Source organism: Barnesiella sp. (assembly GCF_022723415.1).
Taxonomy (GTDB): domain Bacteria; phylum Bacteroidota; class Bacteroidia; order Bacteroidales; family Barnesiellaceae; genus Barnesiella; species Barnesiella intestinihominis.
In genome coordinates, this window is sequence record NZ_JAIJHU010000013.1 from 15671 (window position 1) to 29116 (window position 13446).

The following is a 13446-nucleotide window of genomic DNA, read 5'->3' on the forward strand; positions in this document are numbered from 1 at the left end:
TTTTCCTAATTTATATTCCAACCTTTCACGCAAACCGGATAGTCGACATTCACCTCGATAATTTGCGACTCTCCCGGATCGAGCCACAAATAGTTTTTCGACGCAATAAATTCATGAGCATATCCGGGGGATTCCACATAGACACCTATGGCCGGCAGTTTCCCGACATTCGTCACCGTTATCTGTCGCCCATCTCTCTTCATGGTAATCTCTGTACGAGGCATCGACATAATTACCCCTCGACGAACTTCATAATTGGTAAAATAATAATTACGAGATAATCGTTTACCCTCCGAACAAACATCGACAACAAAAAACAACATGGTCGATTTCGTCTGTACTCGATTCAAATCGAGATTACCCAAATTTTTTACGGTTTCCAATTCGCTATGCCCATTGAACTCCCGACATACGACAGTATCCAATCGATCATTATAAACTGTCACCGATACCGTGTAATCTTTACCGTTCAACCGACGACAATCATCGAGTAAATACAACGGCAACGATACTTCTTGACTCGACAAATTCGTCCGGTCGAAAAGCAAAACTCCCGTCAATGGTGCAAAAGATTTCTGCACGAAATAATGTACCGGTTTAATCGCTCCGTAGTAATCGACACTCGACCAAGAGACACCCGGATAATTATCGTTCATCTTGTAATAAAGAGCTCCGGTTGTTTCGGGCCACAAAGTACGAGCCCGTTCCAACGTATGCCTTACTCCGACAACTTGTGCGAGCTGAGACCCTGTAATAAATTCGGCCAATATGGTATCGGGCATGAAGTATCCCGAATATTGCGAGAGCTTGCCAAACTCTCCCATTGTCCCGAAAATAGGAGTATGATGACGGAAATGATCGCCCGGACGAGACGGCCATCTATCTTTCTCTTCGGCCAAATAACGTCTCACACTCTCTATATGCGGTAGAGAAGCAATTCCGAACTCTCCCCAAAACGGAGAAGTCATATTTAAATTATGATTCAAATGAGCATCGTCCCACCAGCAATTGTAATTATGATCGCTGCCGCCCCATGCCTCTCCTCGGTGAAACGGGCGGGAACCGTCGAGCTCCAAGCTCAAACGCCCCATCATATCGATAGCCGGCCCGAAAGGTTTATCTGATTCGTTACCGGCGCCCCACATAACCAAAGAAGGGTGGTTTCGGATACGTTTCATATTCCTCACTACCGTCTCCTGTAACATATCGAACGGTTGCGTATTATGGCTGTTCCACGCCGTAGGCCACTCTTGTATCACCATAATGCCATACTTATCGCACAATTCATAAAAATCATCGGTTTCGGGCAATCCTCCACCCCACGCTCTCATCATCTGAATATGCTGACTTTTAGCGATACTTAACAAGCGGTCATATTTTTCTCGCGAAAAATCCATCAAAGCATCCATCGTACACCAACCGGTTCCCTTCACAAACATAGGTTTACCATTAATGACGAAAGTCCAATTATAACGGTCTTCTCGCTCGCCTCCCGGAAACGGAGCCATGTCGATCGTACGAATACCGAACGATGTCTTTTCCACATCGGGGCGAGCTCCGTTACGAGGAATAAATGCGACTGTCATATCGTAAAGAGACTGTTCTCCCATATCATTAGGCCACCAAAGGCGGGGAGCATCTATTTTGAAATCGAATGAAAACTGTTCGGTTTTCTTCGACGAATTAATTTCATGTTCAAAGAATTGAGGAGCACCTTCAAAATTTTTAGGCACGATCCTAATTTGTAATTTACCTTTTAGCGGTGCATTTATTTTTTTGAGAGTCACTGCCAACCGCATATCGCCCTGCAAAGAACGGGTCGATACAAAAGGCGCCTCTATTTCCACCGGAGCCTGTGATTCCAGTTTTACCGAACGCCAAATTCCCAATGACGGAATTTGAGCATAGTGCCAACCATAAACACAATTAAACACCACGGTATACTTCCAACTTTCATTAGCGTTAGGAGGCCAATTTCCTAAAAACATCTGAGGAATCGGATCGAGTTTCACCACAAGCGTGTTCTCCTTTTTCAAATATTTCTTCACAGCGAAATCGGGACCTCCGAACATTCCCTCGTGAGAACCCAGTTTTTTCCCATTCAGCCAAACGGTACAACGATTCGCTACACCGCCGAATGAAAGAATAGGATTTTCAAGCAGTTCATTCAATGTAAATTTTTTACTAAACCACCATGTCTTGTAACTCTGTTGCTCGGCGATCGAGTCATTTTGCCCGATATAAGGATCGGGGATAATACGATTCATCAACAATGCAGTATGTACACTTCCCGGTACAACAGCCTCCACGGCATCGGTCCAAACGTCTTTAAGACGGAATTTTTCATCGCCGCCTTCGGCCATGAGCCATATTCCATCGAGAGAGAGAGACTCTGGACTTCGAACTGTATCGACCGACGAAACCTGAATCATCGAGATTCCCGGCAACTCCGAGAGAATGTATTTCGCAGCAAAACCTTCCCTATCTATTTCGTCTAAGGATTTCCCGGCTTGAACGGGAAATCCTGACAAAATAGACACTAAAATAAGAGAACTACCTGTGATGAATCTTTTCATATTTCTTATTAATATACTTGTACCGTAGTTTTATATTTCAACAACGTTGCCAACTGAGGACGATCTACCGTATAATTATCGGTAGGTTGTACAGCCAATTTATAATCGCCCCAACGAGGGCCGGCCGACCAATAAGTGCCATTCACACCGTTTTCCTGCAAATATTTCAAAGCGGAATCGAGAATATCCAGCCAACGACCGTCGTCATCGGGCACACCATACTCCCCTACAAAACCACGTTTGCCGTTTTCTTTCAACCATTCGACGAAAGGCCGCAGACGAGCCACACCGGTTTGAATAGTCGCACCGTCTTCATCGTACGATCTGGAATAATTTCCCGAAGCATCCCAATCGAAATAAACGTGAGCTTGGAAAATCATGTTGTCACAGGGATCAACCAAGTTTTTCAATCCGTCACTCACCTCTTTCCAACGGCTGGCCGAGCTATACTCATTACCGCTGATGACCAACATAGTCTCGGTATCGACCTCACGAATGGCATTGATACAAGCCTGTGCAATGGTCTCCCACGGCGTTGTGCGCAACATGCCATAAGGTTCATTCATGATGTCGTACCCCCAGATACATTTGTAATCTTTGAACTCCGCAGCCAATTTTTTCCACACATCGCAGAAGTTCTCAACCGTACATTGAGCATTGCCGATAACAACGAACTGGTTATCGTCAGAGTTCACACCATTGGAATAGACGCAATAACGACCGAAGTTGTGCATATCGAGCAAGACTTTCATGTTCAAGTCCTCGGCTGCTTGCACGAATTCTTTCATCTTGGCCAACTCCGTAGTGATAAGCGGGCCATTCATTTCGCTTTGGATACGCTCCCAACGAAACGGGAAACGAATCATACGCAGTCCCTTCTCCTTGAAATACTCCAAGTCTTTTTTGGTGGGATAGCCATAGTGCGTGCCGTCAACACCGGGATATACATTACCAAACTCGGCTCCCGACATATTCACACCGAAGTATTCGGTATGTTCGGTTCCACCACCATTACCGCCGTCTCCCCCGGGGCCATCTTCATTGCCGCAGGAAGTCATTGAAGCCATCAACACGGCGGCAAAAGCAAATGTCAAAATCTTTTTAACCTTCATAAAAATCAAAATAAATAGTGTATAGTTTAATTAAAGCGATAAGCCGGGGCAGGACGTTGTCCTACCCGACTTATCACAGTTATTCTCAGCCTATTTTTTTAGAAAAGCGGAAGTTGCACATGCTCAGGTCGAAGTCCATGGCATCGGTCGGCGTGAATACAATTTTCCACTCCGTGTTATCCGGTGCCGGGCTACAGCCATCGGGAAGAATCGTATTTTCACTTACCTCGTCCAAGCCTATGCGCATAGTACGCCACCCGCCATAGGTATTGACAGGAATTCCACTCGCACCAGGCATCCACATGAAATTACCCAAAGCTATCCGCGTGGTCGAGTTCAGCGGATAGGAAGCATTCGTGCAAACCTCGAAGCATAGGTTATACGCAGCAGGATCGGCAGCCACCTCGGCCGGCACTTGAATGTAGCCTGCCCACAACACCATCCAACCCCAAGCGCCCACATTCCCGTGGAAACGCAAGTATTTCATACCCTCATTCAACGGTTCGGGGTAACCATCTCCCTCTGTACCATCACACAAAAAGTTGAGAGTATTATCGGGGAATTGGCTGGAATGAGTAAATCCACCAGAACCCGGCCAATCGTTGAAATCGAAGATTTGATGCCCAGTATTCATATACGGGATAGCCACCGGCTCAGCCATCTCACCGCCCTGAATGGTCAGGTCGGTATTGGGCTGGGCGTTGGCGGGGATTTGCAGCGTAATATCCGAGCGGGTAGCGTCGATTACGGTACAAATCGCATTGCCTATGCGCACATCGGCCTGTTCGACGGTAATACCGTAAAGGTCGAAGTTATCGCCCGAAATCACCGTCGTATCGCCGGGATTGGTAAACTCATTTTGCAAACCGTCGATTTTCAACTCAGGAATCGATACCGTGAAAGGTCTCGATACCGAACCGTTCTTGGTCGTGATGTAAAGCATATCGGTCACCTCGCCCGGCAACTGACGGGGAACCGGAGCCAACAACATGTCGTAACGAGCATAAATCTCTTTGGGGTCGACCTCCACATCATTGAATTTGACCGACACTACATTACCGAGATTTTTACCTTCGATGCGCACCATGTCCTCAAAGTCGGCGCCATCGATTTCAAACTCTTTATCGTTGGCCAGCACGATTTTCGTAATCTCAGGAGCTCCGTTGGAAGGAATATCGTCTTTTGCTTTGAGATCCTCCACTTCCACAACGTCCTGACAGGCGGAAAAGGCAAACAGCACTGCCGCCCACGCAGCCATATATTTTATATTTTTCATTTTTATCAATTTTTCGGTTATACACTAATTAACTCCAACCGGGATTATTGCTCGAAATAGCTTGGTTCGTGAGAACTTCGAGCGTAGGAATGGGGAAAAGCAGATGTTTCTCGGAACGGCTCTTCACGTTTCCGCACACGTCAGTTCCACCCAGTGCATTCATCGCTTGCAAATAAATACCCCAGCGAATCAAGTCCCAACGGCGATCGCCTTCCATGGCAAACTCCATGGAACGCTCTTCCAAGATAGCCGAGCGCAAAGCCGATTTGGTCGAATAATTTTTGAGTTCGCGCGGCGTAGCATTACTTCTCTTACGCACGTCGTTGAGCAAACCGATAGCCTCGTCATTCGGGCCTTTCAACTCGTTCGAAGCCTCTGCCATAATCAGAATAACATCGGCATAACGCAAGAACGGATAGTTGGCATCGGTACGTTGCAGGGTTTGATCGGTCACTTGCTGACTGTATTTTGTCGTGAAGGCGAAGAACTGCTCCGAACCGCCCTCGTCGCAACGCCACCCGGCAGTCACCTCAGGATTGTCGAATGGAGATTCGAGATTTGTTACCATCTCTTGCCATTTACCGAAATTGGGGAAGTAGGAACCGCCGCCCCAGCTGGTATCGGAGCCTTCGCGAATCCAGCAGTGCAGCACACCTTTGTCTACCCGGTAGTCGTCTTCTTCGAAGAGGAGGTACCAATGTTTGCTGTTACCCACTGTGAGGCTGTTTTCAATGTGCCCTTTTTCGTTTGTCATACCGCAATAGTGGTAGGTAAAGAGGGTTCCGTACAACTCGTCGCCCGACTTGGATTGCAGGCTGAATAGATGCTCGCTGCACGTTTTACCGCTGGGTGACCAAATCAGGTCATAGGATTCCAAGTTGTGCGTACCGTAAACGCCGCCTTTCACATCCTTGGCCACATCGTAGGCTAGTTGATAATACTCTTGCGAATTGAACGACTCGTAACCGGCCACTTGGTCTTTGGCGAAATCCATAGGAACCGGCTCGGTATACACTTTCGTGTTGGTCCCGTTGATGTTCTGCATCACAAATTGCGGACCGGTTTTCACCGTTACGATTTCACCCTCAGGCATGGCAGCCGAAGCAATCGTAGCATATACCTTTGCCAACAGACCGGCAGCCGAAGCAGCACACACGCGACCGGCTTGGAAATTGGTGTCGGTGTTTTTATAAAGCATGTCTTTGGCATCGTCCAACAGCGGAATGATAGTTTGCGTATAGACATCTTCAATAGGTATACGAGGACTATTCGTGTATTGTTGCGACTGGTTCACACTCACCGAATAAACGGGTATATCGCCATAGGCGCGCACCAGCATGAAATAGGCCCAAGCTTTCAAAAAATAGCACTCGCCCAGCACATTATCGCGGTGTCTGGCAGTGAGGTTCTTCATCTCATTGATTCGCTCGATGGCTTCGTTGGCCCGATTGATCACAGAGTACATACCCGTCCATACTACGTCACAATGGTTGTTCGAACCTTGAAAGTTACCGTTACCGAACTGGTCGAACTGCCAAGTAGCACCCGACACATTGTCGCAATCGTAGTCGAAAGGACGGGGCATATTCCCGTAACGGAACATGGAGGAGTGCAACGTTTCGTACACACCGGTCGTCCACATATCGGCTCCGTCGTCGGAATCGGGCACATCGTCGGGAGAGATAAAGTCGTAGGGTTTTTCTTCGAGCATATCTTCGCACGAAGTGAAGACCGGCGCTGTCGCCATCGCCAACCCCAACATGGTCACATATATCGATAATCTTTTCTTTTTCATTGTCTTGCAAATTATAACGTTACTTTTACACCTAAACTGAATGTCCGGCTTGCAGGATAAGAATAAATATCCACACCACGGCGGGAAGCATCCTGGCCAAACGTATTCACATCTGGATCATACCAACTGTAACCGGTAATCGTAAACACATTGTTCACCGTACCGAATACCGTCAAATTCTCTATTCCTTTGCAAGGAGAACCGAAGTTATAAGCCAAGTTGATGGTTTTAAGTTTCAAATAAGAGCCATCTTCGACGTGACGATCCGAAATTCTCCATTCACGAGTCTGAGCCATCGTGGCACGAGGCCATTTGGCATTCTCGGTGTTATCAGGCGTCCAACGACTTTCATACGCAAACTTGGGAATGTTGCTCACACTCTGCATGGAAATGTTGGTAAGGTTGGCATTGAAGATGTCGTTGCCATAAGTTCCCTGGAAGAACAAGCTCAGAGTCAAGTTTTTCCAACGGAAATTACCCGTAAGACCATACGTAAAATCGGGGTTAGTATCACCGATAATAGCACGATCCTCGGTCGTAAGTTTACCGTCACCGTTTACATCGAGATATTTGATTTCACCCACCATACGTTGAGCCTCTACGTCAGAGACGTTAGCATAGAGAGGATCGGCGCGCACCTCGGCAAGATTATCATAAAAGCCATCTTCTACATAACCCAATATTGCACCGATGGGCAATCCGTTACGTTGAATAAACACCTCTTTGGCACTATACCACAGGTTATTGGCATATTGGTCGGCGGTGAGACCACCGATGCGGTTACGGTTGAACGCGATGTTGGCGTCGAAATCCAATCCCCAGTCTTTGGTATCTATGGCATAGAATTGACCGGTAAGTTCGATACCTTCGTTCGTCACATGGCCGAAGTTGGTCCACATATTGGAAAAACCAGTCGAGGAGGGAATCGACACGTATTGCAACAAATCTCTGGTTTTCTTGTAATAGTAATTCACTGAGAGGGCGATACGGTTTTTCAAGAAACCGAAGTCCAAACCTACGTTATATTGGTCGGTAGTCTCCCATTTCAAATCTTTATTCAACGGGCCTTTACTAGTATCTCCGGCGAAACCGCTGTCGGTAATACCTCCGAAAGGATAGTTTGCCGAACCCAACGAAACCATCGTCTGATAGCTATTGATACCCTGGTTACCGGTCTGCCCGTAACTGGCACGTAATTTCAAGTTGCTGAATATGTTCAAGTTTTTAATAAAATCTTCTTCCGAAAGCACCCAAGCGACAGCACCCGAAGCAAAGTTGGCAAATTTGTTTCCGGGAGCGAAGCGGCTCGAACCGTCCCGACGATACGAAGCAGTAAAGATGTAACGATCTTTCAACACATAGTTGGCACGACCCAGCAATGAAACCAATGTAGCCTCGCCACGATTACTGGTGGGAGCGTCGATGGTCAACGCTTGCGAAAGGTTGTAGTCTTCGGTAATGTCGGTAGGGAAATTTGAGGCGTTGATAGCCTTGCCACCCCAGTTGGTATTTTCATAAGTGAAACCGGCTACTACATTCAAGTGATGAATATCGGCAAAAGTTTTGTCGAAGGTCAACACAGACTCGGCCGTTATATTTTGGTAGAAGTTATCACTCTTACCGGCACGACCGTTGTAGTTTTTACCTTCACCTGTTTCACGGGGATAGTAGGTAGAACGCTCGTTGTCGGTATAGCTCATACCGAAGTTCTGACGGAAGCGCAACCAATCGGTAAATTTAATCTCCAAGAAAGCCGAGGTAAAGACATTGATCGATTTCAATTCGTCCTTAGCCGTATTTACATAGGTACGGGGGTTGGCCGACAGCCAGAAGTATTCATCGTCTTGTGTATGGTCGCCCACATAAATCGTGGGAGGATACAACATGGCCGAACGAATGATACTGTAATCATAGGAATTAGATTTGGCAAAACGGGTATTCGACTTGGTAAAGTTGATATTCAAGCCGGTATTTAACCACGATTTTACTTGACTACCCACGTTGGCGCGCACAGCTAAACGGTCGTAACCCGAGTTGCGTATAATACCGGTTTGGTCGGTATAGTTACCCGAGAAAGCATAGTGCGATTTATCGTTACCACCCGATACGCTGATGTTGTACTCTTGGGTAAAGGCGTCTTGCAAGATTTCGTCCAACCAGTTAGTACCTTCGACCCACTCACGGTTTCCATACTCGTCCTCGTGCCAACCCGGATTCAAGAAGTCTTCGGGTGCGGGCTCATACGTACCCGACTCAGGTATAATGTTGTTCTGCGGGTCACGACGATAATTCCAGTCACCCCGGTAAGGCAGGTAAGCATACGGAGTGTTGTCGTACAAAGCGTTGTTGATCGTAGCTTCGTTCACGAAGTTGGCATACTCATAAGCATTGAGGCTCTCCACGATTTTCGAGATCTTCGAAAGACCGAAGTTCGCCGAGAATTCAACTTTGGCAGCTCCCGATTTACCTTTTTTCGTTGTAATCAAGACAACACCGTTGGCTCCACGAGAACCGTAGATAGCCGTTGCCGAAGCATCTTTAAGAACATCGATCGACTCGATATCGTTGGGGTTAATCAACGACAACGGATTGGAAGTGGTGTTGTTGTTTTCGTTTGCGCCGCTCGTCGGTGCGCTACCCGCATCGAAAGGGATACCATCTACGATATACAACGGTTGTGAACTGGTCGAAAACGAGTTTGCACCACGAATGGTAATACTCATACCCGAACCGGGAGCACCATCGTTAGAATTAACTTGCACACCAGCCAATTTTCCTTGTAGGGCTTGGCTGAAACTTGTCGGATTACCGATCATTAAATCCTCGCTTTTGATAGAAGCGACGGCTCCCGACAAATCCTTCTTACGCATCGTACCATAACCGATGACAACAACCTCATCGAGCGATTTTGAATCCTCACTCAACTGCACGTCGATCTGTGTTTTATTGCCCACGGTTACGTCTTCCTTTGTATATCCGATAAATGAAAAACGCAACACCGATTTAGGACCTTTCACCACAATCGAATATTGTCCGTCTACATTGGTAATTGTTCCGTTACCTTTCGAATTCAACTCGGTAACATTAGCGCCGGGAATAGGTAAGCCCGAATCATCGGCTACTACTCCCTTCACCACTATGTCCGCCATAGCGGTCGTTGCCCAAAACACAGCCACTACAAACGACATAGCTCTGAGCATTTTACCCACCATTTGAGAACGTGGGAAAGAAAACAGGTTTCTTTTCATTTGTAATAAATTTAAAATTAACAATCTTATTTTGATATTATTTCTTCTCTTTCTTTGTGCGATATACAGCCTCGTTATATTGCCGTATAAACTTGCGGCTTTGGCGACCGGCCGGCTTAATGAGAGATTCGTCCCAACCACCGTTTTTGTCGGCTCTCGGTAACAACATCGAACAAGTCTCGTTTTTGTCCGAAATTGACCAATTCACCCAACTGATTTTATGAGCTTCCATCCACTCTACCCAGCGAGTCCACTCTTCAATGTCCAATGGACCGTCACCTGTACATTCCATACCGGCACATTCCGATACGAAAATAGGGATCCCCTGCTCCCAAGCAGCAGTAGCTCTATCTCTCAATTCCTGTTTATGGGTAGCCGCATAAAAATGGAGCGTATATATTATATTATTGAAACCCTGCAAAGGGTCGGCTGCAACCAAATGTAAATCTTGATCCCAATGCGGACTTCCTACCAATATTATATTATCGGGGTCATATTTCCTTATTTGGGTGATAATGTCGGTAGCATACTCTTTCACACTCTCCCAAGTATTTTCCATAGGTTCGTTATAAATCTCATAAATCACATGAGGATACTTTCCGTACTTCTGAGCCATCATCGAAAAGAAAGCCTTTGCCTCTTCCTTCTGAGGATAATAAGTATGCCAATCTATGATTACATACACATTATTTTTAATCGCAGCCTTTACAACCGCATTTATACAATTAAGAGCGTGTTCGGGGTTCTCTATATAATTATCTTCTATACAAGTTCCCATCGCAGCACGCAATACAGTGCATTTCCAATCTTCTTTCAGCCACTTTACCGACTTTTTATTATAAAATCGAGGCCACAAATTGTGCCAACCATAACTAACGCCACGCAACACGACAGGTTCTCCCTGCTCACTACAAAGTTGATTTCCATTTACTTGAAGCTGACCGTATAATTTTACCGGATCAGCCGCCATAGCAGATGATATAACACCGAATAATAACGAAATAATGAATAGCTGTTTTTTAAGCATAACCATGATATTAAATTTACGTTACAAAATAATAGTAAAAAAATAGCGCAAAAAAGTACTTTATTATCCGATAATGATACTTTTTTACCTCAAATGTGATTTTTCAATAAAGGAGAAGCGAATCAAGAAATCTGCAATTGATCTAAGCACCTGTTTATCAACAAAAACTATAATAGACGACCGCCCCGATAAAATGTTTTATACAAAAAGCATTCAAGATTTATTTAAAATTTTTCGAACGGTATTCAAAAGCCATTTATTCATCATGATCATCTAAACTATCCCAAATAGAGTCCTGTTGTTCTATATATTCTTCATAGTAATAAGCGAACCCCTTTCTTTCTGGAATACCCAACGTATCGCACCATTCTTTATAATCGGCCTCCAATTGCTTATCCTCCGCCATCATCGACCGGAATATATCTTCCGATAGATCGAGGGTCCGATACTGTTTAATAATATCATCAAATGTTATGGTAATATCATTACTCATGGCTTTTTCTATTTATCAATTAATATATCTTCGTATTTACAAATATAACTATTCTTTCATAAAAAAAGTTCTACAAAAAACAAAAATGTAAAATTAATCACTCCCCGGAATGCAGCCATTACTATGTAAACGCAAACCGATAAGAAAAATTATTCCCTTTACCAAGAAAAAAGTAGAACTTTCGATTAAAAAGTTCAAAATTTCTCGAATATAGGAATCGTTACTTCATAAAAGAATGATTATCTTTGTTTCAGAAGCAAAAGAGCAGCGCACCGCACAATCAAATAAATTTGTTTCTGCCTTCTTTTGCGCTATCTTTGCATAAAATGCGAAAATACAAACATGATTTACAACGAACGGAACATTCGAAAAGAGATTGTGCTGGAAGCCGCTAAACAAATCATGATGGCGGCCCGCACAGCACCCAAAGGTAAAGGAGTGGATATTATCGAAATAATTACACTCTCGCACGATAGCCTTCCGACTCTATCGGAAAATATGCGCAGCGAAGGGAAAAAACGCGGCATGATGTTTTTTCTGCGCGATGCCGATAATATAGAACAAGCCGACGCAGTTATCCTCATCGGAACCCGCCGACACCCCTTAGGTTTGAATTGCGCATACTGTGGAGCGAAAACGTGTGGTGAAAATCCTGAAAGCAATCCTTGTGCGATTAACTCTATCGATGTGGGAATCGCTATCGGATCGGCTTGTTCGAAAGCAGCCGACCTCCGTATCGACACCCGGGTGATGTTCTCGGCAGGCACAACCGCACAATCTATGAATCTCCTGCCCGGCTGTAACCAAATCATCGCTTTGGCATTGAGTGTATCGTCCAAGAACCCTTTTTTCGACCGTAAATTTCAAGCTCCGAAACAATGACCCCTAACGTTTCCTTTCCGGCAGAATGGTATCCCCAATCGGGCATACAGCTCACTTGGCCTCACCCAAACACCGATTGGGCCTACATGCTCGACGAAGTTACCGACTGTTATAAAAAGTTGGCAAGCGAAATTTCCCAAAGGGAAAAGCTCATCATCGTCACCCCCTGCCCCGACGAAGTTAAAAAACAATTACAGGATACGATCGACATCGAATCCGTCCGATTCATAGAATGTCTCACCAACGATACATGGGCACGAGATCACGGCGGTATCACGGTATTCAGAGACGGAGTTCCCGTTATATACGACTTCAAATTCAACGGCTGGGGACTCAAATTCGCAGCCAATTACGACAACCTCATCACTTCGACTCTATATAACGAAAACGTTTTTAACGCCCTATACGAAAATAAGCTCAATTTCGTACTGGAAGGGGGAGCCCTCGAAAGTGACGGAGCCGGAACTTTGCTGACCACAAGCGAATGTCTGCTATCTCCCAACCGAAATGGAGAATGGACACGACCCGTTATCGAAGAATACCTCAAACGGACATTCGGGCTGCAACGCATACTATGGCTCGACCACGGCTATCTCGCCGGAGACGACACCGATAGCCACATCGACACACTGGCCCGATTTGCAGACGAAGATACAATCGTTTACGTACAATGCTCCGATTCGGAAGACGAACACTACGAAGCATTGCGTAAAATGGAAGCACAACTTCAAACCTTCACAACGATCGGCGGGAAACCGTATAATCTGCTTCCCCTACCCATGCCCGAAGCCGTTTACGATGAAAACGGAGTGCGTTTACCGGCAACTTATGCCAACTTTCTCATCTTGAACGACGCAATCCTGTACCCCACTTATCGACAACCTTTGAACGATAAGAAGGCATTTGAAATACTTCGACAAGCGTTCCCGAATCGGGAAGTCGTAGGAATAGACTGTTCACCGCTCATTCGACAACATGGTTCGTTACATTGCGTAACCATGCAATATCCTCGAAATGTATTACGATAAATATATCCT

9 protein-coding genes are annotated in these 13446 nt (G+C 45.5%); 2 read left to right on the forward strand and 7 right to left on the reverse strand.

All coding sequences use genetic code 11. The features are described from left to right. Positions 1 to 5 precede the first annotated feature (5 nt). The 7 genes from QVD32_RS04255 to QVD32_RS04285 form a co-directional block, all read right to left on the reverse strand. Positions 6 to 2576, reverse strand: a complete 2571-nt coding sequence (locus tag QVD32_RS04255; RefSeq protein ID WP_021892454.1) for a glycoside hydrolase family 2 protein — start codon at positions 2574 to 2576, stop codon at positions 6 to 8. 8 nt (positions 2577 to 2584) lie between these two features. Beyond that, positions 2585 to 3688, reverse strand: coding sequence for a glycoside hydrolase family 5 protein (locus QVD32_RS04260; protein WP_021892453.1), 1104 nt, complete (start codon positions 3686 to 3688; stop codon positions 2585 to 2587). Between the two features lie 85 nt (positions 3689 to 3773). Continuing rightward, complete coding sequence (locus QVD32_RS04265; protein ID WP_046411495.1) at positions 3774 to 4964, reverse strand: glycan-binding surface protein; 1191 nt, start codon at positions 4962 to 4964, stop codon at positions 3774 to 3776. A gap of 28 nt (positions 4965 to 4992) precedes the next feature. Next, positions 4993 to 6759 carry a RagB/SusD family nutrient uptake outer membrane protein gene (locus QVD32_RS04270; RefSeq protein WP_021892451.1) on the reverse strand — a complete coding sequence of 589 codons (1767 nt, stop codon included), beginning with the start codon at positions 6757 to 6759 and terminating at the stop codon, positions 4993 to 4995. 11 nt (positions 6760 to 6770) lie between these two features. Next, positions 6771 to 9959, reverse strand: coding sequence for a SusC/RagA family TonB-linked outer membrane protein (locus tag QVD32_RS04275; protein WP_040296151.1), 3189 nt, complete (start codon positions 9957 to 9959; stop codon positions 6771 to 6773). 85 nt (positions 9960 to 10044) lie between these two features. Then, entirely contained in the window at positions 10045 to 10977 is a 933-nt protein-coding gene (locus QVD32_RS04280) for a glycoside hydrolase family 5 protein (RefSeq protein WP_474113721.1), read from the reverse strand. 313 nt (positions 10978 to 11290) lie between these two features. Continuing rightward, positions 11291 to 11527 (reverse strand): hypothetical protein, encoded by a 237-nt coding sequence (locus QVD32_RS04285; RefSeq protein WP_008862226.1) that lies wholly within the window; start codon positions 11525 to 11527, stop codon positions 11291 to 11293. A gap of 342 nt (positions 11528 to 11869) precedes the next feature. On the opposite strand from QVD32_RS04285, the gene QVD32_RS04290 reads away from it, so the two are divergent. Both QVD32_RS04290 and QVD32_RS04295 read left to right on the forward strand, forming a co-directional pair. Next, complete coding sequence (locus QVD32_RS04290; protein WP_008862227.1) at positions 11870 to 12409, forward strand: ferredoxin domain-containing protein; 540 nt, start codon at positions 11870 to 11872, stop codon at positions 12407 to 12409. Then, positions 12406 to 13437: an agmatine deiminase family protein gene (locus QVD32_RS04295; protein ID WP_021892447.1), complete on the forward strand. Its 1032-nt coding sequence runs from the start codon at positions 12406 to 12408 to the stop codon at positions 13435 to 13437. The genes QVD32_RS04290 and QVD32_RS04295 overlap by 4 nt, the downstream gene beginning before the upstream one ends. Positions 13438 to 13446: the final 9 nt, after the last annotated feature.